We start from the raw sequence: 21,379 nt of genomic DNA on the forward strand, positions 1-21,379 counted from the left end.
AGCAACCTGCTTCTGTCTTTGCCGTCCAATCCGCCCCACCACGTAAACTAGACTTGTGTCCCAGATCCGTAAGCCCAAGCTCGGCCAGAACTTCCTCGTAGACGACGACGCCCGCCACCGCATCGCAGGCTCCCTCGGCGACCTCTCCACCCGCACCATCGTCGAGATCGGCCCCGGCCACGGAGCCATCACCGAGATCCTCGCCACCCGCTGCCGTCGCCTCATCGCCCTGGAGCTAGACCGCTCCCTCGCCGCTGAACTCACCTTCCGCTTCCGCGAAAACCCAAACGTCCAGGTCATCGAAACCGACGTCCTCAAGTTCGACTTCGCCAGCATCGCAGAGGAAGGTGAAACGCTGGACGTCATCGGCAACCTCCCCTACTACATCACCTCGGACATCCTCCTGCACCTCTTCGCCGCCGCGCCTTTATTAAGACGCGCCGCCCTTATGATGCAGCGCGAGGTCGCCGACCGCGTCTCCGCCCACCCCGGCGTCCGAGACTACGGTCTCCTCTCCGCCTCCACCCAGATGTACGCCCAGGTCGATAACCTCTTCACCCTCCCGCCCGCCGCCTTCAACCCGCCGCCGGACGTCTTTTCCACAGTCCTCCGCCTCAGCTTCGCCCCCCGCTTCACTGAACTCGGCGTGGACCCCATCGGCTTCGACCGCTTCCTCCGCAAGTGCTTCGCCCAGAAACGCAAGACCCTCCACAACAACCTGCGCGTCGCCGGCTACTCCCCCGAAGCCCTCGCCCAATGGCCCGCAACCATCCCCCCCCAAGCCCGCGCCGAGCAGTTATCGCTGGAGCAAATGTCCACACTTTATGGTGCGCTACTGGCGTTTTGTGGTGACGAAAACGCAGTGGATTAGCGCGCTATCTCCATTGTTTTCAATAAATCCCCCGCTTTCACCCGCACCTTCTCCAACACATCCGGATCGCCCACCAGCGACCATAACTCCTTTGCAATCAATCCCACCTCGATGGCCCGCCCATCTTTCACCATCCCCTCAAGAGTAGTCATCTCCCCATACAGAGCCAGCCGGTCGTACTTGTGCTCCATCTCCAGCTTCCGCCCCTCCTCCAACATCAGCGCCATCCCTTGAAACTGATCCGTCAGCGTCTGTACCGTCTTGCTCTCCGTGTAGTTATAGGTGCAGCTTCCGGCCCCGTCCTGCCCTTTATAGGCCAATGTTTTCAACCCCGTGTCCGCAATCCCTTTCTTTTTGGAGGCACAAGGAAAGTCAAACCGCGCCACCGAAACAGCCTCCTCGAAGATCCTCGCAGCCAGCCCCGTGGAGACCTCGAGCGGCACACTAACACCCGCCTGCGTGTAAGCCGCCCGCCCATCCCGATGTACCTCAAACGTATATCCCGGCTGCCGCAGGGCAGGCCGATCAAACTGAAACGTAATCAACGAATCCGCTGGCCCCGCCCCCTGCCCAAACACCCCCAAAATCGCTCCAACCAGAAATCCAATCAACGCCGCCCACCCGCCCCAGCCTGTAAATCAAGCGTCTGAGCCGTATGCAGATGGCAGATTGCAATCGCCAGCGCATCCGCCGCGTCCGCAGAATCGGGTGCCGTTTCAAGCGCCAGCAGCCTCATCACCATGAATTGAACCTGTTCTTTCGCCGCGAGCCCATACCCCACCACCGCGCTCTTGATCGAGAGCGGCGCATACTCAACCACAGGTTTTCCACAGGTCGCCGCCGCCAGCATCGCCACCCCCCGCACCTGCCCTAACTTCAACGCGCTCTTGGCGTTGGCCGAGAAAAATACCTCTTCGATCGCCACCACATCCGGCTCATGCAGCGTAATCTGCGCGGTCAACTCCCCAAAGATCTTCACCAACCGCGTCGGAGTCGCCTCCTTCTTGTTCAACCGGATCGTCCCTGCCGCGCAGTGGACCAGCCTGGAGTTGCGCGCACGCGCATCCATCTCCACCACCCCGTACCCGGTAAACTCCGTCCCACAGTCAATCCCAAATACGCGCATGGCGAAAGTCTAATCCCTTACCGAGAAATCCCGTCCATCGGTGAGCTTGCCGTTGCGTAAAGCTTCTTCGGCATCCGTCCGGCGAGGAATGCCTCACGCCCCGCCTCGACGGCCTTTCCCATGGCTTTCGCCATCAAAACAGGGTCTTTAGCTCCTGCAATTGCCGTGTTCAGGAGCACTGCGTCGAAGCCCATTTCCATCGCCAACGCCGCATCGCTTGCCGTTCCGAGGCCTGCGTCTACTACCAGCGGGACCTCTGTAATCAGCTCTCGCATCATGCGGAGGGTGCTGATGTTTGCTATGCCTATTCCGGTGCCTATGGGGGCTCCCAGGGGCATGACGGCGGCGGCTCCTACGTCGATCAAGCGTTTTGCAAACACAATGTCATCAGAGGTATAGGGGAGAACGGTGAAGCCTTCCTTTACTAAAACTCTGGTGGCTTCCACGGTAGCCTGGATGTCGGGGTAGAGGGTGGGTAGATCGCCTATGACTTCGATCTTGACCCAGTCGGATAGGCCTACTTCACGGCCCAGTCTGGCGGCTCGGATGGCCTCTTCTGCGGTGTAGCAACCGGCTGTATTGGGGAGCATAAAATACTTCGACGGATCGATAAAGTCCAAGAGCGATTCTGTTGACCTGTCTAGGTTTACGCGCCGCACCGCGACCGTCACCATCTCTGCTCCGGAGGCCTCGATTGCGCTCCTGGTTTCCGCTCCGTCCTTGTACTTTCCGGTGCCTACGATGAGCCGCGACGTGAAGGTTCTGCCTGCAATAACCAAGGGTTCCATAGGTCTATCTTATGCCTTTACGCCGTGCGAATTTGTGGTTGAACTGCACCACAAATCACCACAAACTCACCACAAACTCACCACAAAAAACGAGGCTTTCCATGTCGAGACAAAGCAGAAGGCCCGCAAACCCTTTTGGGGGTTGCGGGCCTTCTGGCGGTGGACTGTTGAGATTGACCTGAGGCGTCCACACTCAAAAGTGGGCCTCGGCGAAGAACATCTTTGAAACCGCCAGGACTAGAGCATGAACGCTCTAAGCCTCAGTCACCTCACGTACCGTTTTGCTACTGTTACTGTCAATTTTCATAGGCTGGACCATCCTCCTTTCCCGTGTGAAGCGAATATAACCAATCAGTAACCCTGGCGTCAAGGGCCCTGCTTGAGCATCCAATTTGATATGAAGCCCCTCACCGCCGTTGGCCTCCTCCTGATCCTTCTCGCGCTCATCGGCTACGCCACCGGCGGACTCACCTTCACGCATCGCCACAAGGACATCGATCAGGGGCCTATCCAGATCAGCCATGACACCCGCAGCACCGTTCCGCTTTCGCCTTACCTGAGCACGATTGCGCTGGTGGCGGGGGTCGGCATGGTAGTGTTCGCGAGCCGTGCACGATAACGCCTTCGCAACAGCAACATCAACGTCATCAATGACTTAACCGATTCTTCATCATTCCAAGCCTCTCTCCTGAGACAATCGGAGACGATGGTCTTCCGCCCCAAAAACCTCTTCCTGAGCCTGCTCCTTCTGGGAGCCGCTGCGTCGCTCATCGCGCCTGCATTCGGCCAGGACACTGAGCAGCCTGCCCCGGCTGGGCCCGCCGCCCCTACGATGTTTCCCCATCCAGACAGCGCCCGCTACCTGATTCTGGGCCAGACCAACATCATCTTTCAGGCTCACGGGCCCTTCCACTCGCCTTACTCCGGCCCCAACAGCTTTCTGGGACGTGGCGAGTACAAGACCTCGCTCCTCGGGACGCTCTACCTGGGCTACCAGCTCAACCCTCATCCGCGCTTCGCCACGGACATTCTTTATGACGAGGAGTCATCCGGTGGGCGCGGGATCTCCGAGGCGTTGGGGCTCGCCGGGTTCACGAATCTGGACGTGGTCCGCAACCCTTCGCTTGGATCGATTCCCTACATGGCGCGGGTTCAGCTCCACCAGGTCATCGGCTTTACGGACAAGATGTCCGATACTCCACGAACCCAGTTCTCTCTCGCACCGCGCCTCCCGGAGCGGCGGCTGGACCTCCACGTCGGCAAGATGAGCCTGCCGGATTACCTGGATGTCAACGCCATCGGCACCGACTCCCACCTCCAGTTCATGAACTGGACGGTCGATAACAACGGCGCGTGGGACTATGCGGCTGACACGCGGGGCTACACCTATGGCATGGTCTCGGAGTACGTCGACGACCCGCACGCCTTCACCGCGCGTTACGCCATTGCGCTGATGCCGACGGTCGCGAACGGCACGAATCTGGAGTGGAATCTGCGGCGGGCGAGCGGTCAGAACGTCGAGCTGGAGCTTCGCAAGGGGATCGGCACGCTGGTCGCGCCGCGCCTGCTGGGCAAACGCGCCGGCGTCATCCGCACCCTCACCTTCGTCAACCATGCCAATATGGGCGACTACCGGCAGCAGAACCAGCTTGCCCTCGCCACCGGCACGACCCCCGTCATCACCGCTCATCCCGCCACGGTCTCGGTCAAATATGGGCTGGGGCTCAACGTGGAGCAGGAGTTGACCTCCAACCTCCGGGCTTATGGCCGGTTTGGGTGGAATGAGGGTCAGCACGAGAGCTACGCCTATACGGAGGTCGATCAGAGTATTTCGGGCGGGCTTGACCTGAAGGCCGCCGCCTTTTCGCATCGGGAGAACGACAAGATCGGCGTGGCTTTCGTCTCGAACGCCATCAAGCGCGACCACCAGGCGTATCTCGCGCTGGGCGGTCAGGGGTTCCTGCTGGGCGACGGTCACCTCCACTACGCCCGTGAGGACATTCTGGAGGCCTACTACAATCTGCACGCCTGGCGCGGGGTCTACTACGCGCTGGACGCGCAGTACGTGACCCACCCTGGTTACAACCAGGACCGGGGGCCTGCGCTGGTTGAATCGGTGCGGATGCATGTGGATTTCTAAGGACCGAGACTGGGGTGGTTCAGGCTCCTCCGACCCACCGGTACTGCCGCATCACTCCCAGCGCCCTTATCCCCCACCCCAGCCCCAGAAGCAGCGCCCCGATCCCACCCAAACTCACAGGCACCAGCCAAAGTTGCTGAAACGAATCCATCTGCGCCCCGTAAGGATCGTCCGCCAGATAGACCACCCTGATCCGGTCCCCTGGCACGTACCCCTGCGTGTGGCTCCCGGCATCCGCCTCCCCGGTCCGCTTCCGCCCATCCGGAGTCGTGAACTGGAAGATTGGCCGGTAGGCCACCGACCCGTCCGGGGCCGCGAACTTCGTATTCCCAACCACCAGCGCGTCCGTCTTCACTGCAGCGTGGACAAACTCGTACTTCTGCCACCCAAAGCCACACCCCAACAGCACGAGGACGAGCCCACCCCTATCAACAATCGTCCGATCGCGCCAAGATCCCGCATCGCTCGAATCTAGCACCCGCACCTATACTCAAACCATGCTCTCGCCCGTCTTCTTTGAGGCTGCCGGCCTCTTGCTCGGTCTGCTCTTCGGCAGCTTTTTGAATGTCTGCATCTCGCGTCTGCCGCAGCACCAGTCCGTCGTCACGCCGCGGTCAAAGTGCCCGGGCTGCGAGCATCCCATCCGTTGGTTCGACAATATTCCGCTGCTGAGTTGGGTTTTGCTGCGGGGGCGGTGCCGGGATTGCAAGGAGAGGATTTCATGGCGCTATCCGGCCGTTGAACTTGCGACCGGCCTCTGGTTCGCCCGCGCTGGAGCGCAGATACGAGAGCTTCATTATGTAAGCGCGTTCGGTTTAGGGCCGCTGAGCGGAAGCCAACTTTTGGAAGGCTACGTTCAGATTCTCGCGATCGCCGTCCTTGGCTTCCTCCTCATCGGCCTGATCGTTATGGACTGGCAGACCCAGCGCCTGCCTGACGCGTTCACCCTCGGCGGCATCTTTGCCGGACTGTTCCTGGTCTGCACCCAGGCCATCTTCCTGGGGCCGACCGAGGCGCAGATCAACCTGACCAGCCATCACCTGCGGATGTCCAGCCCGGGCTCGTTTGTGGGGCGTGGCAACGTCTTCCTGACGGGGCCCGAGCACCTCATCTTCGGGCGGCTGCTGGCCGTGGCCGGGATCGCGGCCATCCTGCTGACCATCCGGGCGCTCTACAAGGCCGTCCGGCACCGCGACGGGCTTGGGCTGGGCGACGTGAAGATGCTGGCCATGGTCGCCGCCTTTCTGGGCTTCTGGCCGACGATCCTAACACTGTTCCTGGGGACCTTTCTGGCCAGCGCCTACGCGATCCCGCTGGTCCTGCGCCGCCGGGCCAACGCGCTGACCAAGCTGCCCTTTGGCTCCTTCCTGGGCATCGCGGGCCTTCTTGCCGCGCTTTTTGCCGAGCCGATCCTGAACTGGTACGCCGGCCTGTTTCGTTGAACGTGGCGACCGGGCCTTCCATCTCACGCAAAAAGAGCGGCGATTTTCTGGGCGATTGCCGCACGCTAACCCCCACATCTCTTGACACTTGACGGCGACGCTCCTAGTCTCAAGACTGGCCATGCAGACATACCCCTACCTCTGGCAATACCTCCCTCTCGTCCTTCAGATCGTGGTCGCCATCGCACTTGCGGGCGGCATGGTTGGAGCGTCGTTCTTCGTCGGCAAGCATAAGAACTCCCGGACCAAGGCAGGCACGTACGAGTGCGGCATGGACCCGGTGGGCGACTCGCGCGGGCGGTTTTCCGTGCGGTTCTATATGGTTGCGATGCTGTTCATCCTGTTCGACGTGGAAGCCGTGTTCATGCTGCCGTGGGCTGTGATCTTCCGCAAGCTTCCCGGTTTGGGCTACTCCAAATACTTTGGCTTTAACGAGATGCTGGTTTATCTGGCGTTCGTCGGCGTGGGACTGTTTTATGTCTGGAAGAAGGGCATTCTGAACTGGGCGAACGATAAGGGAGATCTCTAATATGTACGATCCCGCCACCGCCCTGAAGGGTCTCGACGCTGTCAGCGAAGCTCACCCGGAGAACAAGGCGCTCATTGCGCTGAAGTCCATTGCGACCAATGCCAAGTTTGACCGCGAAGAGCTGACGATCGTCGTTCCCGGCGAGAGCATTATCGAAGCGACACAGGCCGTCAAGGCCGCCGGTTACAACTTTCTGGAGGACGTGACGTGCGTGGACTGGTATCCGTCCGAGCCGCGCTTTCAGGTGACGTACCACATTCTTTCGCATGCGTTGAAGACCCGCGTGCGGCTGCATGTGCTGCTCGATTCAGCTAGTCCCTCGGTCAACTCCATCGTGCCGGTGTGGCCTTCGGCCAACTTTTACGAGCGTGAGATCTTTGATCTGTTCGGCATCCACTTTGGCGGCCATCCCAACATGAAGCGCATCATGATGCCGGAAGACTGGCAGGGCCACCCACTGCGTAAGGACTATCCCGTGGAGGGATACAGATAATGGCTACCGCTCCTCCGATTGCTCCTGAAGATTTGATCAACCCGTCGATCGACGAGGTTCTGGCGGACTCCCGCGCGCACAACGCGCAGGGCGACCCCAAGGACCACACGATGGTGCTGAACATGGGCCCGCAGCACCCGAGCACGCATGGTGTTTTGCGGCTGGTGCTGGAGATCGACGGCGAATCCGTGGTGTCGTGCGCACCGGATATCGGGTATCTGCATACGGGTATCGAGAAGACGTGCGAGGCGAAGTTCTATCAGCAGGTGGTACCGCTGACGGATCGTATCGACTATCTGTGCCCGATGACGAATAATCTGGCGTACTGCCTGGGCGTGGAGAAGCTGCTCGGCCTGGAGATTCCGGAGCGGGCGATCTATCTGCGCGTGCTGCTGCAGGAGCTGACGCGGATTCAATCGCACCTGGTGTGGCTGGGCACGCACGCCATGGACGTGGGCGCGCTGACCGTTTTCCTCTATTGCTTCCGTGAGCGGGAGCAGTTGCTGCGGATCTTTGAGAACCTCTCCGGCCAGCGGATGATGACGAGCTATGTGCGGATCGGTGGGCTGTCGATGGAGCCGCCGCTTGATTTCTATAAGCAGTGCCAGGACTTCATCAACAGCTTTCCGAGCAAGATCGACGAGTATGAAGGGCTGCTGAACGCGAATCCGATCTGGAAGGGGCGGCTGCAAGGGGTTGGTTATCTCTCGCCTGAGGATGCGGTTGCGCTGGGCGTGACGGGGCCGCCGTTGCGTGCGAGCGGCGTCGACTGGGATCTGCGGCGGGATATGCCGTATGCGGGCTATGAGAAGTTCAAGTTCGACGTGCCGGTGTCCAAGGTGGGCGATGTTTGGGCCAGGTATGTGGTGCGGATGCAGGAGATGCGGGAGTCGCTGAAGATCTGCCAGCAGGCGCTGGATGGGATGCCGGCGGGACGCATTGTGGCTGACGCGCCGAAGATCATTCTGCCGGACCGGGAGCAGATGAAGACGCAGATGGAGTCGCTGATCCACCACTTCAAGATTGTGACGGAAGGGTTTGGGGTGCCGGCGGGCGAGGTCTACCAGGCGCTCGAAGCGCCGCGTGGTGAGATGGCTTATTACGTTGTGTCTGATGGCACGGCTAAGCCGTATCGGGTGCATATGCGGAATCCGGGATTTGCTACGCTGCAGGCGCTGGAGACGATGTGCAAGGGACGGCTGCTGGCGGATGTGGTGGCTGTGATCGGGTCGATCGATATTGTGCTGGGAGAGATCGATCGCTAAGCCGGGGGTGAGGGGATGAACGCTTCCCTTCACCGCGAACTCTGGACGTCTTGGGCTTCCCTGCTCCGGTCTTATGCAGCCATGGCGGGGCTCAACAGTGTGCACCACGCCGTCGTAGAGGTTGGGGCGAACGAGATTATCCTGCGGGTCGATACACGCTGGCTCCGCTTTACCGAAACCGAACAGCAGTCCAGTGAAGGTATGCAACAAGGCTTCGCGCTCAATGAAGATGGAACCGTCACCCTTGGCGGTAAGATAGAAGAAATGGATCTGACAGCAGAGCGAATTACACGGGAGATGATGCAGTGAGTGCAATCGCCAACACAATCTTTTCGCCGGAGATGGCGGCGAAGTTCGACCACCTCATCACCATCTACCCGCTGAAGCGCTCCGCCCTCGTCCCAATGCTGCTTTACGCGCAGGACGAACTCGGCTTTGTCTCTGAGCCTGCGATCAAGGAGATTGCACAGCGTCTGGACCTCTTCGATCTGGACGTACGCAACGTGCTTTCGTACTACTCCATGCTGCGGACCAAGCCGGCGGGCAAGTACAACGTGCAGGTGTGCACCAATATCTCCTGCATGCTGCGCGGTGGGTACGAGATCCTCGACCACTGCAAGGCGAAGCTGGGTATCGGGCATAAGCAGACCACGCCGGATGGGCAGTTTTCGCTTGAGGAAGTCGAGTGTATCGGAGCCTGTTGCTGGGCTCCCGCGATGCAGGTCAACTACGACTTTCATGACGATCTGACGACCGTGAAGGTCGACGACATCCTCGCCGAGTACGCCGCAGGCCGCGGAAAGGACGTCAAATAATGCCACGCAACGTCTCCCATCCTGATGAAGCGATCGTCCTCAAGCGCCGTTTCGGCCAGGGCGCAGCCAATATCGATAAGTACCTTGAACTGGACGGGTATAAGGCCGTTCAGATGGCCATCGCGCAAGGCCCCGAGATGCCTACTTGGATCATCAACGTCATGAAGGCCTCCGGTCTCCGTGGCCGTGGCGGTGCAGGCTTCCCCACCGGCCTGAAGTGGTCCTTCGTCCCCAAGGTCTCTGAGAAGCCCAAGTACGTGCTGGTGAACGGTGATGAGTCCGAGCCCGGCACCTGCAAAGACCACGTCATCTTCCTCGAAGACCCGCACGCCGTCATCGAAGGCACGATGATCGCAGGCCTGGCCATCGGCTCCAAGCTTGGCTTCATCTATCTTCGCGGTGAGTATCGCTACCTACTGAAGATCGTCGAAAAGGCTGTGGCCGAGGCCTACGCCAAGGGCTTCCTGGGCAAGAACATCTTCGGCTCCGGCATCGACTTCGACATCATCACCCAGACCGGCGCAGGCGCGTATGAGGTCGGCGAAGAGTCCGCGCTTATGGAGTCGCTCGAAGGCAAGCGGGGTGTTCCGCGCATCAAGCCTCCCTTCCCTGCTGTGGTCGGGCTGTATGGTGGGCCTACCGTCATCAACAACGCAGAGACGATCGCCTCTGCCCCGCACATCCTGCTGATGGGCGGCGAGGCTTATGCCAAGCTCGGCTCAGAGCGCAACGGCGGCACGCGCCTGTTCGGCATCAGCGGCCATGTGGAGCGCCCCGGCGTCTACGAACTCCCGATGGGCTACAACCTGAAGAAGGCCATTTATGAAGTGGCCGGCGGAGTGAAGGGCGGCAAGAAGCTCAAGGCCGTGGTCCCCGGCGGAAGCTCCTGCCCGGTGTTGACAGCCGATGAGCTGGATGTGGGCCTGGACTTCGACCAGATGGGCAAGGCCGGCACCATGCTCGGGTCCGGTGGCATTGTGGTGCTGGATGAGACAGTGTCCATCGTCGAGTTTGCGCTGCGCGTCATCAGCTTCTACCAGCACGAATCCTGCGGCTGGTGCATCCCCTGCCGCGAAGGCACGGACTGGATCAAGAAGACGCTGGCCCGCGTGTACGCGGGTGGCGGCAGCAAGAAGGACGTGGACAACGTCCAGTACCTCGCCGAAAACATGATGGGCCGGACGTTCTGCCCGTTGGGCGATGCGGCCGCGATGCCGACGCTGGGCTTCGTGAAGAAGTTCCGCAAAGAGTTTGAGGACTACATCGACGGCAACCGCGCCGGTACCCCGGTCATGAGCGAACAGGAACTGGTAGGGGCTGGTCACTAGCTTCAGATCCAGGCGACTGGAGCCAAGGCTCGCCTCCAGTCGCTTCAAGAGCAATGCAGCCGAAGGAATTCATTCATGCCAGACGTAACCTTCACCGTAGACGGACGCCAGCTCACCGCCCCCGCAGGCACGCTCCTTATCGACGCCTGCAAGACCCATGGCATCAACATCCCGGCCTTCTGTTACTACCCCGGCCTCTCGCTCCAGGCTGCCTGCCGCATGTGCGTGGTCCGTATCGAGAAGGTGCCCAAGCTCGCCACGGCCTGCACCACCACCGTTGCGGAAGGCATGGTCGTCGCCACGGAGACGCCAGAGATTGCACAGGCCCGCAAGGCTACGCTGCAGCTCCTGCTCGGCAATCACCCGCTGGACTGCCCTGTCTGCGACGCAGGCGGCGAGTGCGAGCTGCAGGACATGACCTTCAAGTACGGTGCCGCAGACAGCTTTTATGCCGAGCCGAAGAACCATCGCGAAGAGCAGAAGTGGTCCCCCGTCGTCTACTTCGACCGGCCGCGCTGCATCCTCTGCTACCGCTGCGTGCGCATGTGCGGAGAGGGTATGGACGTGTTCGCACTGGGTATTCAGAACCGCGGCTCGTCGTCGATCATCGCGCCCAACTCCCCTGCCTCTGAGAATCCGATGGACAGCCTGCCGCACGTTGACTGCGAGCAGTGCGGTATGTGCATCGACGCCTGCCCGGTGGGAGCCCTCACTTCAGGCACCTATCGCTATAAGACCCGCCCGTGGGAGATGAATCACGTCTCCACCGTCTGCACCCACTGCGGCGACGGCTGCAAGACCACGCTGGGCGTGCGCAGCACCTCCGGCGGCTCTGAGATTGTGCGCGGCGACAACCGCGACAAGTCCGGCATCAACGGCGACTTCCTCTGCAACAAGGGCCGCTACGCCTTCGACTTCGCCAACCACGAAGACCGCATCACCAAGCCGCTGGTGCGCAATGCTGCAGGCAAGCTCGAGCCCGTAACCTGGGAGGCTGCGTTCGACCACATCGGCAAGCGCTTCCGTGAGCTGCGCGATACGAAGGGCGGCGAGAGCATTGGGGTCATCGGCTCCAACCGGCTGACCAACGAGGAGTCTTACCTGCTGCAGAAGTTTGCGCGGACCGTCCTTAAGACCAACAACATTGACCATCACCGCACGGCGGATCATGTGGCGTTCGCGCAGGCGCTCAGCGGCCAGACCGGACGTTCCGCCAGCCTGCACGACACCCTCAGCGCCCCCTCCGTCCTGATCGTTGGCGGCGATCCTACCAACCAGTCCCCCGCCACCGCCTGGAACCTGCGCACCAACGTCCGGAACAACGGGGCGAAGCTGTACGTCGTCAACCATGAAGAGATCAAGCTTCGCCGCCAGGCCAAGGCTTTCGTCCGCCTGGCTCCATTTGGTTACGGCGCACTGGCAGCGTTCCTCGCCGGCGACGACTCCGCCGCGTCCCAGGCTGTGCAGAATACCGAAGCTCTCAGCGGATTCCGTGACACGCTTCGCGGCACCGAGAACCTGCTGATCCTGATCGGCTCAGACCTGCGCGGCGCTGACCTCAGGCGTCTGATCGAGTTTGGTCTTACATTGCCGGGCTCCAAGTTTGCGCTGCTCTCCGATTACGTCAACAGCAAAGGTGCAGCGGACATGGGTCTGCTGCCAGACATGCTCCCCGGCTATACGCCTGTGGGGTCTGAGCACTTCGCGGAATACAACGCACCCGCCACCCCGGGGAAGGATATGCTGGAGATCTTCGACGCAGCCGGTGCGGGTAATCTCTCTGCGCTGTATGTCGTCGGCTCTAACCCTGTTCTGCGCTATGGCGTAGAAGCTGCCGCGCTCAAGAACACCTTCGTCGTTGTGCAGGATATGTTCATGACGGAGACGGCAGTGCTGGCGGACGTCGTGCTCCCGGCCTCAAACCTCTACGAAAAATCCGGCTCCGTCACCAACCACTACGGTGACGTGCAGCAGGTCAAGAAGGCAGCCGACCGCGCCGGTGTCCGCTCGGACTTCGAGATGATCGTCCGCATTGCTGACCGCATGGGTGCGCACATCCAGTCGCTCGTCCCCTTCGGCAAGAACGTTGCCGGAACACGTGCCGACATGGGCCAGACCCGCGGTGCACAGTCCGGTGAGGCCGATCGCCACGCAGTATGGCTCACCGCGCACAGCCTGGAGCCGCGCCTCAGCCCGTTCGATACGACGGCCATCCTCGACGAGATCCAGCGGCTCGTACCCGGCTATGACAAGCTGCTCCGCCTTCAACTTCTCAGCGGCAACGATCAGCACCTGGAGCCCGCAGCAAATCTCGTACAAATCAGCACAACCCGCCGCGACCTCGTGCTTCCCTCGGGCGACACGCTCTTTACCTCCGGCACTCTCGGCCACTACTCCGCCATGCTCCTCGACCTGCAGGAGAACGAGTCCCGCAAGCACATTGAACTCAACCAGACGGCCGCAGACTAACCCTGAAAGAAGAGAATGCCTAACCTTTCCGACTTCCAAGTCTGCTTCCTGATTACGGTTCTCAAGATCGTCGTGGTGCTCGTCATCACGCTGACTGCCGTTGCGTATACCGTGCTGCTGGAGCGCAAGGTCATCGGCCGCATGCAGAACCGCTGGGGACCCTCGCGCGTTGGGCCGTTCGGCCTGCTGCAGCCGCTTGCGGACGGGATCAAGCTGTTCCTCAAGGAAGACCTGACGCCGATGCTGGTGCAGAAGCCGCTCTTCCTCGTCGCCCCGATCATCGCTCTCGGCTGTGCGCTCACCTCCATTGCGGTCGTGCCGTTCGGCACGCTCACTACCTTTAAGGGCGTGGATCTGTTTGAGATCGCCAACGTCAACATTGGCTTGCTCGTCATCCTCGGCATTACGAGTATCGGCGTGTACGGCATCGCTCTGTCTGGCTGGAGCTCGAATAACAAGTACGCGCTGCTCGGCAGCCTCCGCGCCACCAGCCAGGTCATCTCGTATGAACTTGCTCTCGGCCTTTCGCTCGTAGGCGTCGTCCTCCGCGCGGGTTCGCTCAACCTCCGCACCATCGTGGACAGCCAGTCCGCTCACGGGGCGCTCTCCTGGAATATCCTGGGCGGCTTCCAGATCGTCGCCTTCTTCATCTACCTGATGGCCGCCTACGCCGAGACCAACCGCTCGCCGTTCGACCTTCCCGAGGCTGAATCCGAGCTCGTCGCCGGGTATCACACCGAGTACAGCTCCATGAAGTTCGCCATGTTCTTCATGGCCGAGTACGCCAACATGATCACCGTCGCCTGCGTGGCCACGCTGCTCTTCTTCGGCGGCGCGTCCAGCCCATTCGGCCATCTCTTCCCGGACTTCGGCGGCCCCTGGGTTCACGCCGGCCTGTCCATTTTCTGGTTCGTCGCCAAGATCTTCGCGTTCCTGTTTCTCTATATCTGGGTCCGCTCTACCCTCCCCCGCTTCCGCTACGACCAGCTCATGGGCTTCGGCTGGAAGTTCCTGATGCCGGTGGCGATCCTCAACATTCTCGCTACCAGCCTCGTCCTCGCCTTCAAGGGCTAACGTTTACAATCGTCTGAAGCCCAAAACGCACCTTTGCACGAACCGGGAGAAACCACCCAGCCCATGCAACTCGCACTCTTCATCATCTTCGCCGCACTGGCCATTGCAGGAGCTCTCAATCTCCTTCTGCAGCGCCATCCCATCAACTCGGCCCTTTCCCTCGTCGTCGTCATGATGTCCCTCGCGGTCCTTTACTGGACGCTTGGCGCGGAGTTCCTTGCCGCCGCCCAGGTCATCGTCTACGCCGGCGCCATCATGGTGCTGTTCGTCTTCGTCGTTATGCTGCTCAACGCGGGGGAAGAAGAGCGCACCACCGGCAGCCGGGCGGCATACCTCGCCGGCGTCCCCGGAGCCACGGCTGTCTTCTGCCTGCTCAGCTTCGTCTTCCTTACGGAATCCAAGGCCATCGGCAATGCGACGCTCGGCGGCATGCTCTCGGGCGGCGTCAACAACATCGCGGAGATCTCGCAAGTCCTGTTCACCAGGCTCCTGCTCCCGTTTGAGGTCACCAGCGTCCTCATCCTCGTCGCCATCCTCGGGGCTGTCGTTCTCGCCCGCAAGACAGAGCCTGAAGAGGAAGGTAAATAGTGATCGTCCCCATCTCCGCCTACCTCATCCTCGCCGCGATTCTCTTCTCCATCGGCATCGCCGCCTTCCTCATCAAGCGCAACGTCATCAGCGTCTTCATGTCGATCGAGCTGATGCTCAACGCGGTCAACCTTACCTTTGTCGCCTTCGCGCATCGCTGGCACGCGGTCTCCGGACAGATCTTCGTCTTCTTCGTCATGGTCGTCGCAGCCGCGGAAGCAGCCGTCGGACTGGCCATCATCATCGCCATCTTCCGCACCCGCCAGACCCTCAACGTCGACCAGATCAACCTCATGAAGAACTAGGGCGCCCTGACCTCAATGAATCCCAACACTCTCTGGCTCATCCCGCTCAGCCCTCTCCTCGGCTTCCTCATCAACGGAACCGTCGGCCGCAAGCTGCCGCGTCCCTTCGTCACGGCCATCGCGCTCATCGCGACCATCATCCCCGCCGTCAAGGTCTTCCAGCTCTGGCTCTTCATGAAGTTCGCGGCGGACGGGCCCCTGACGATGTCCGTCGTCTCCCGGCCGTGGATCGACATCACTAACTTTCACGTAGACTTCGCGCTCTCGGTCGACCACCTCACGCTCATCATGCTGGGCGTCGTCACCGGCGTCGGCTTCCTCATCCACCTCTACGCCGCCGGCTACATGGCGCATGAGGATGGATACTGGCGCTTCTTCGCTTACCTCAACCTCTTCATGTTCTTCATGTCGGTACTGGTTCTGGCTGATAGTTTCTTGCTCTTGTTTGTAGGCTGGGAGGGCGTGGGTCTCGCCTCCTACCTGCTCATCGGCTTCTACTTCACCAAGACCTCCGCGGCCAACGCCGGCAAAAAAGCCTTCATCCTCAACCGCGTCGGCGACTTCGGCTTCCTGCTCGCGATGTTCCTGCTCATCGCCCACTTCGGCACCTTGAGCTTCTCTGAGGTCTTCGCAAGCATCACCGCGAACCCCGGCCTGCATGGCGGCTTCCTGACTGCCATCGCCTTGTTGCTGCTCGTGGGAGCCGCGGGTAAATCCGCACAGATTCCCCTCTATGTCTGGCTCCCGGACGCGATGGAAGGGCCTACTCCAGTTTCCGCGTTGATTCACGCGGCAACCATGGTCACGGCCGGCGTCTACATGGTCGCCCGCTGCCATACACTGTTTGATCGCTCGCCCTTCGCCCTCGCCGTCGTAGCCTGCATCGGCGCGGCGACGGCCATCTTCGCCGCCTGCATCGCGCTGGTGCAGCATGATATCAAGCGCGTTCTGGCTTACTCGACCGTCTCCCAGCTTGGCTATATGTTCCTCGCCTGCGGCGTCGGGGCCTATACCGCCGGCATCTTCCACGTCCTCACCCACGCTTTCTTCAAGGCCCTGCTCTTCCTCGCCGCTGGCTCCGTCATCCATGCCTTGTCTGGAGAGCAGGACATGCGTGTCATGGGCGGCCTCCGCAAGCGCATCCCGGTCACCTTCTGGACGATGACGATGGGCGTCTTCGCCATCGCCGGGATACCGCCGCTCGCGGGCTTCTTCTCCAAGGACGAGATCCTTTTCCAGGCATACTCCTGGACCGCTTACCCGGCGCTCGGTAAGCTCCTCTGGCTCGTCGGCCTCATCACCGCAGGCATGACCAGCTTCTATATGTTCCGCCTCTGGTTCAAGACCTTCTTCGGAGCAGAGCGCTTCGATGAACACCACCTGGGCGACACCTCACACAACGCCGAGCACGACGACTCTGAGGCCACGCACTCACACGGAGTCCATGAGTCATCCTGGATCATGCTCGCTCCGCTGGTCATCCTCGCAATCCTCTCCGTAGTCGGCGGATGGGTGGGAGTACCCGCAGCCCTCGGCGGGCACAATGAGATCGAGCACTTCCTCGAGCCCGTCTTCGCCAGCGGCATCGCAGAGCCTCTCGCAGTTGCCTCACACGGCTCAGAGATCGGCCTTGCCGCAGTCTCGGTCATCACCGCGCTGCTCGGCTTCATGCTGGCCTACCTCTGGTATTACAAGAAGCCCGGCACCGCCGCTGCACTCGCGCAGCGCTTCCCTCATCCTTACAACCTCGTCGCCAACAAGTTCTTCGTCGACGAGATCTACAACGCCATCTTCGTCACCGGTCTGCTCGGCTTCACCCGCATCTTCCTTAAAGGCTTCGACTCCATCGTGGTCGACGGCTTCGGCAAGTTCGCCGGCTGGGTCGCCTTCGACTTCGGTGAAGTCACCCGCCGCATTCAATCCGGCAACATCCGTTCCTACGCCGGCTGGTTAGCCCTTGGAGCCGCCGCTGTCATGGTCGTCATGATCTTTGGGCGATTCTGGGTATAGAAAAAGCTTCTTGGCAAAGTCTGTTGCTCTTGTCCTTGTATTTGCGAAGCACTCACCACTAAGCACTAGCCACTGCATTACTAGGAACTGCATTCCTATGAACATCGATACCTCAATCCTGACCCTCATCATCGCCGTCCCGCTCGCAGGCGCAGCCGTCCTTGCGCTCCTGCCCGATCGCGGAAACATTCAGAAGTTCGGCGCGCTGATCGTCACCCTCTTCACCCTGCTCTGCACGCTGCATCTGCCCGCGCACTTCAACGGCGCGGCCCCCGCCGGCTCCTTCCAGTTCGTCATCGATCACGACTGGATCACCGCGCCCAGCATCCGTTACCACCTCGGTGTGGACGCGATGAGCATGTGGCTCGTCGTCCTGACCGCCTTCCTCGCGCCGCTCGGCGTCCTGGCCTCGTGGAAGATTCCCAGCATCAACGAGCGCGCCAAGACCTTCTACGTCCTCTTCCTGCTCCAGCAGGTCGCCATGCTCGGCCTCTTCCTTGCGCTGGATCTCTTCCTCTACTACGCCTTCTTCGAGCTCTCGCTGGTCCCCATGACCATCCTGATCGCCACCTTCGGCCGCACCAAGAACCGCCGCCCCGCAGCGATCAAGTACTTCGTCTACAACTTCATTCCCTCCGCCATCCTCCTCGTCGGCATCCTCTGGCTCTACGTCAAGACCGGCACCTTCCAGTTCCCTGCCCTCGCCGGCCTGGCAGCCGCTCACAACATCTCGCCCAACGGCTCCGCGCTCGGGCTTGCGTCCCTCGCCTTCCTCATCGCCTTCTGCGTCAAGGTTCCGGTCTTCCCGCTGCACGGCTGGCTGAAGGACGCCATCGTAGAAGCGCCCACCGCGGCTGTCATGGTGCTGGCCGGCAAGACCGGCCTCTACTCCATCCTGCGGTTCTCCTTCGGCATCTTTCCGGAGCAGTCTCACCACATCGCTCCGCTGATGCTCGCGCTGGGAGCCATCGGCATCGTCTACGGTGCGCTCATCGCCACCACGCGCAACGACCTCAAAGAGCTTGCCGCGTACTCCACGCTCTCGCACCTCTCGTTCATCACGCTCGGCATCTTCGGCTTCACCATCGCGGGGCTGGACGGCGGCATCTACCAGATCCTGAACCACGGCATCTCCGGCAGCGCGCTCTTCCTGCTGCTCGGCTTCCTGTACGAGCGCTATGGCACCTACGACATGCGCGACCTGGGCGGCCTGGCCCAGAAGCTTCCGTGGATGGTGACTCTTTACGTCATCACCACCCTTTCCGTGATCGGGCTCCCCGGCCTGAACAGCTTCGTCGGCGAGTTCCTCGTCCTCTCCGGCTCCATGCAGGCTGCCTTCGCGCATCACGTCTTCTGGACCGTGCTGGCAACCACCGGCGTCATCCTCTCCGCGGCCTACATGCTCATCATGATTCAGCGCGTCTTCTACGGCCACCTGGGCGTGACGAGCTCCGGTCAGCCCTCCATCGATCTCAACGCACGCGAGCACACCGCTCTCTGGCCGCTCGTCGCCGTCATGGTCCTCATGGGCGTTTCGAGCCCCTACTGGCTGCACACCATCGACACCAACGGCGTGGCCATGAGTCTGCAGCGCACCGCCGCTCCGGCTGAAGCCCCCGCCACCCGCATCGAGTCCGAGTCCTACCCCAAGCCCGTCTTCGTCGATCCAGCCCTGGGCGCAGCCGCCCTGCACCAGCAGCCCGAGCCCGCCCTGAAGGGAGCCCGCTACTAATGAACCCGAACACCCTTGCCCTGCTCCCCGAGATCATCCTCACCGTCGCCGGCGTACTCATCATGGTCGCCGAGCCCTGCATCGCGCCCGGCAAATCCCGCCGCGGTCTCGGCTGGCTCGCCATCGTCTCCGCAGCCGCCTCCGCCGTAGCCAGCGTCTACCAGCTCAACGTCACGCGGGCCACGCTTGCGCCCATCCACGCCTTCTCCGGGACCATCCAGGTCGACGCGTTCTCCGTCTTCTTCCATCTGCTCATCGCTGGGATCGTCGTCGTCTCCCTGCTCGGCTCGCTCGACTTCTTCGACCGCCCCGACGGACACGCCGGTGAGTACTTCGCGCTCGTGCTCTTCGGCGCAGTGGGCATGATGTTCATGACCTCTGCCACTGAGCTGCTGATGGTGTTCGTCGGCCTCGAGATCTCCTCCATCTCCTCCTACATCCTCTGCGGCTTCCGCAAGGGCATCGCCACCGGCTCCGAGTCCTCGCTCAAGTACTTCCTGCTCGGCAGCTTCTCCACCGCCTTCTTCCTGTACGGCATCGCACTGGCCTTCGGCGCGACCGGCAGCACCTCCATCGCGGCCATTGCGATGGCGCTTTCGGTCGGCACAAACACCCCGCACCTCGCGTTCCTGGCGCTGGGCATGATCGTCATCGGGCTCGGCTTCAAGGTCTCCGCCGCTCCCTTCCACGTATGGACCCCGGACGTCTACCAGGGCGCACCTGCCCCCGTCGTCGGGCTCATGTCGACCGGCCCCAAGGCCGCAGCGTTCGCCGTGCTGATCCGCATCACCTTCATCGGCTTCCCCACCATCGAACACCGCTGGGCCGCACTGCTCTGGATTCTCGCCGCCCTCTCCATGACCATCGGCAACCTGGGCGCGCTCATGCAGAAGAACGTCAAACGCATGCTGGCGTACAGCTCCATCGCGCACGCCGGCTACCTCCTCGCCGCCTTCACCGCGCTGCCCAGCCGCGGCATCTCGGCCGCCTGCTTCTACACAGCGACCTACGCGGCCATGAACGTCGGAGCCTTCGCCGTCGTCACCCAGCTCGCAGGATATGACGAGCATCACCGCACCGTGGAAGACTTCACCGGCGCAGCCCTTCGCCGTCCATGGCTCGGTGCGTTGCTCTCCTTCTTCCTCCTCTCGTTGATCGGAATCCCCTTCACAGGCGGCTTCTTCGGCAAGTTCTACGTCTTCACCGCGGTCGTAGGCGGCGGGCACACGTGGCTTGCTATCGTTGGCCTGCTGAACTCCGGCCTGGCCTGCGTCTATTACCTCCGCCTCCTGGCCGCGCTCTACACCCGCCACCCGCATGAGAAGGGCAACGATCGCGCCGTCTTCACCAAGCTCTCGCTCCCGGCGGCCCTGGGCCTCGCAGGCAGCGCCCTGGCGACGCTCGCGCTGGGCATCATCCCCGGCCGCACCCTGGACCTCACCAACGCCGCCGCAGCCGACCTCCTGGCCCCCAACACCGCACCCTACACCAGCGCCAACTGCCCCGCCATCCAGAGCTCCAACACCCCGGACTGCCAACCCGAATAGGCGGGTATATAGTCGGGGCTACGCCTGTCCTTCCAGCCGTGTAGAACGAGGCAACCCAGATGCCTGACCGCCCGCTCCTCGATTGCACGAACTGCGAGCACCGTTCGCTGCGGATGTTTTGCAATCTGGATGAGCAAGCTCTCCAGCACTACGCCGCAATCGGCAGCGAGGCTAACTACCAGAGGGGCGTGATGCTCTTCCGTGAAGGTGGGCGGAGTGACGGCGTCTTTGTCGTCTGCACCGGCCAGGTCAAGCTGTCCTGCACGTCCAAGGAAGGTAAGACCCTCATCCTGAAGATCGCCATGCCGGGTGATGTGCTTGGCCTGAGTGCCGTGATCTCTGGATCTCCCTATGAGGTCTCGGCTGAGACGGTAGAGCCTACGCAGGTCAAACACATCCAGCGTGATGCCTTTCTCAAGTTCATCGATCGGTTCGGCGAAGGCAGCCTTCATGTCGCGAAGGCACTGTCAGCAGACTACAAAACGGCGTTCTTCGATGCCCGCCGACTGGCTCTCTCCGGTTCGGCGGCGGGCAGACTCGCTGGAGTCCTGCTGGACTGGGGTAAAAGTGCGGGCTCCTGCGGAAAGTTCGAGATGCGCTTTACGATGGCGCTGACGCATGAGGAGCTAGCGAACCTCGTCGGCACCTCTCGCGAGACCATCACCCGCACCTTGACGCGTTTCAAGAAGGAAAGCCTGATCCAGATAAAGGGTTCTTCGATCCTGATCACCGCGCCCGAGTTGCTGGAGAAGATCGCCGTCTGATCCGTTGACCGAAGCGGTGACAGATCACAAACACGTGTGATGCGCATCACTGAGACCTGCTCCCAACAAGCGGAGGATGGACTCAGGAGCAAA

Annotated in this window: 22 protein-coding genes; 18 read left to right on the forward strand and 4 right to left on the reverse strand. The window is 61.5% G+C overall.

Annotation, left to right across the window (positions count from 1 at the left end; genetic code table 11):
* The first annotated feature begins 55 nt into the window (after window positions 1–55).
* Window positions 56–871, forward strand: a complete 816-nt coding sequence (gene rsmA / locus ACIX9_RS11920; protein WP_013580743.1) for a 16S rRNA (adenine(1518)-N(6)/adenine(1519)-N(6))-dimethyltransferase RsmA — start codon at window positions 56–58, stop codon at window positions 869–871.
* Here the strand turns inward: rsmA and ACIX9_RS11925 are convergent.
* From ACIX9_RS11925 to ACIX9_RS11935, 3 genes are read right to left on the reverse strand one after another with little or no spacing between them, the layout of a single operon-like run.
* The gene (locus ACIX9_RS11925; RefSeq protein WP_013580744.1) at window positions 868–1,482 is read right to left on the reverse strand and encodes a hypothetical protein; all 615 of its coding nucleotides are present in this window, start codon (window positions 1,480–1,482) and stop codon (window positions 868–870) included. The two genes, rsmA and ACIX9_RS11925, sit on opposite strands and share 4 nt — an antisense overlap.
* Complete coding sequence (ruvC, locus tag ACIX9_RS11930) at window positions 1,479–1,997, reverse strand: crossover junction endodeoxyribonuclease RuvC (RefSeq protein ID WP_013580745.1); 519 nt, start codon at window positions 1,995–1,997, stop codon at window positions 1,479–1,481. The genes ACIX9_RS11925 and ruvC overlap by 4 nt, the downstream gene beginning before the upstream one ends.
* A gap of 17 nt (window positions 1,998–2,014) precedes the next feature.
* Window positions 2,015–2,785, reverse strand: coding sequence for a thiazole synthase (locus ACIX9_RS11935; RefSeq protein ID WP_013580746.1), 771 nt, complete (start codon window positions 2,783–2,785; stop codon window positions 2,015–2,017).
* A gap of 379 nt (window positions 2,786–3,164) precedes the next feature.
* On the opposite strand from ACIX9_RS11935, the gene ACIX9_RS11940 reads away from it, so the two are divergent.
* Entirely contained in the window at window positions 3,165–3,404 is a 240-nt protein-coding gene (locus tag ACIX9_RS11940; RefSeq protein WP_013580747.1) for a hypothetical protein, read from the forward strand.
* 87 nt (window positions 3,405–3,491) lie between these two features.
* Window positions 3,492–4,925 carry a carbohydrate porin gene (locus tag ACIX9_RS11945; protein WP_013580748.1) on the forward strand — a complete coding sequence of 478 codons (1,434 nt, stop codon included), beginning with the start codon at window positions 3,492–3,494 and terminating at the stop codon, window positions 4,923–4,925.
* A gap of 19 nt (window positions 4,926–4,944) precedes the next feature.
* Here the strand turns inward: ACIX9_RS11945 and ACIX9_RS23815 are convergent, their stop codons facing one another.
* Window positions 4,945–5,334 carry a DUF3592 domain-containing protein gene (locus ACIX9_RS23815; protein WP_157477507.1) on the reverse strand — a complete coding sequence of 130 codons (390 nt, stop codon included), beginning with the start codon at window positions 5,332–5,334 and terminating at the stop codon, window positions 4,945–4,947.
* A gap of 88 nt (window positions 5,335–5,422) precedes the next feature.
* Here ACIX9_RS23815 and ACIX9_RS11955 point away from each other — a divergent pair, with 88 nt between their 5' ends.
* The 15 genes from ACIX9_RS11955 to ACIX9_RS12025 all read left to right on the forward strand — a co-directional run bounded on the left by ACIX9_RS11955 (window position 5,423) and on the right by ACIX9_RS12025 (window position 21,286).
* Entirely contained in the window at window positions 5,423–6,367 is a 945-nt protein-coding gene (locus ACIX9_RS11955) for a prepilin peptidase (protein ID WP_013580750.1), read from the forward strand.
* A 121-nt stretch (window positions 6,368–6,488) separates the two neighbouring features.
* A complete protein-coding gene (locus ACIX9_RS11960; RefSeq protein ID WP_013580751.1) occupies window positions 6,489–6,896 on the forward strand; it encodes an NADH-quinone oxidoreductase subunit A in 408 nt (135 codons plus the stop codon).
* A 1-nt stretch (window position 6,897) separates the two neighbouring features.
* Entirely contained in the window at window positions 6,898–7,389 is a 492-nt protein-coding gene (locus ACIX9_RS11965; protein WP_013580752.1) for an NADH-quinone oxidoreductase subunit C, read from the forward strand.
* Window positions 7,389–8,654, forward strand: coding sequence for an NADH dehydrogenase (quinone) subunit D (nuoD, locus tag ACIX9_RS11970; protein WP_013580753.1), 1,266 nt, complete (start codon window positions 7,389–7,391; stop codon window positions 8,652–8,654). Before ACIX9_RS11965 ends, nuoD begins: the two co-directional genes overlap by 1 nt.
* Before the next feature lie 15 nt (window positions 8,655–8,669).
* Window positions 8,670–8,963: a hypothetical protein gene (locus ACIX9_RS11975; RefSeq protein WP_013580754.1), complete on the forward strand. Its 294-nt coding sequence runs from the start codon at window positions 8,670–8,672 to the stop codon at window positions 8,961–8,963.
* Window positions 8,960–9,469 (forward strand): NADH-quinone oxidoreductase subunit NuoE family protein, encoded by a 510-nt coding sequence (locus tag ACIX9_RS11980; protein WP_013580755.1) that lies wholly within the window; start codon window positions 8,960–8,962, stop codon window positions 9,467–9,469. Before ACIX9_RS11975 ends, ACIX9_RS11980 begins: the two co-directional genes overlap by 4 nt.
* The gene (gene nuoF, locus ACIX9_RS11985) at window positions 9,469–10,797 is read left to right on the forward strand and encodes an NADH-quinone oxidoreductase subunit NuoF (RefSeq protein ID WP_013580756.1); all 1,329 of its coding nucleotides are present in this window, start codon (window positions 9,469–9,471) and stop codon (window positions 10,795–10,797) included. The genes ACIX9_RS11980 and nuoF overlap by 1 nt, the downstream gene beginning before the upstream one ends.
* A 75-nt stretch (window positions 10,798–10,872) precedes the next feature.
* Window positions 10,873–13,266: a molybdopterin-dependent oxidoreductase gene (locus ACIX9_RS11990; protein WP_013580757.1), complete on the forward strand. Its 2,394-nt coding sequence runs from the start codon at window positions 10,873–10,875 to the stop codon at window positions 13,264–13,266.
* Between the two features lie 15 nt (window positions 13,267–13,281).
* Window positions 13,282–14,340 (forward strand): NADH-quinone oxidoreductase subunit NuoH, encoded by a 1,059-nt coding sequence (nuoH, locus tag ACIX9_RS11995; protein WP_013580758.1) that lies wholly within the window; start codon window positions 13,282–13,284, stop codon window positions 14,338–14,340.
* A gap of 63 nt (window positions 14,341–14,403) precedes the next feature.
* Entirely contained in the window at window positions 14,404–14,928 is a 525-nt protein-coding gene (locus tag ACIX9_RS12000; RefSeq protein ID WP_013580759.1) for an NADH-quinone oxidoreductase subunit J family protein, read from the forward strand.
* Window positions 14,929–14,930: 2 nt separating this feature from the next.
* Window positions 14,931–15,233, forward strand: coding sequence for an NADH-quinone oxidoreductase subunit NuoK (gene nuoK, locus ACIX9_RS12005; protein ID WP_041597734.1), 303 nt, complete (start codon window positions 14,931–14,933; stop codon window positions 15,231–15,233).
* A 15-nt stretch (window positions 15,234–15,248) separates the two neighbouring features.
* Window positions 15,249–17,243, forward strand: a complete 1,995-nt coding sequence (nuoL, locus tag ACIX9_RS12010; RefSeq protein ID WP_013580761.1) for an NADH-quinone oxidoreductase subunit L — start codon at window positions 15,249–15,251, stop codon at window positions 17,241–17,243.
* A gap of 97 nt (window positions 17,244–17,340) precedes the next feature.
* A complete protein-coding gene (locus ACIX9_RS12015) occupies window positions 17,341–18,975 on the forward strand; it encodes a complex I subunit 4 family protein (RefSeq protein ID WP_013580762.1) in 1,635 nt (544 codons plus the stop codon).
* Complete coding sequence (locus ACIX9_RS12020) at window positions 18,975–20,522, forward strand: NADH-quinone oxidoreductase subunit N (protein ID WP_013580763.1); 1,548 nt, start codon at window positions 18,975–18,977, stop codon at window positions 20,520–20,522. The genes ACIX9_RS12015 and ACIX9_RS12020 overlap by 1 nt, the downstream gene beginning before the upstream one ends.
* Window positions 20,523–20,581: 59 nt before the next feature.
* Window positions 20,582–21,286 (forward strand): Crp/Fnr family transcriptional regulator, encoded by a 705-nt coding sequence (locus ACIX9_RS12025; protein WP_013580764.1) that lies wholly within the window; start codon window positions 20,582–20,584, stop codon window positions 21,284–21,286.
* Window positions 21,287–21,379 lie beyond the last annotated feature (93 nt).

Origin of the sequence: Granulicella tundricola MP5ACTX9 (assembly GCF_000178975.2) — a bacterium.
Classification (GTDB): Bacteria; Acidobacteriota; Terriglobia; order Terriglobales; family Acidobacteriaceae; genus Edaphobacter; species Edaphobacter tundricola.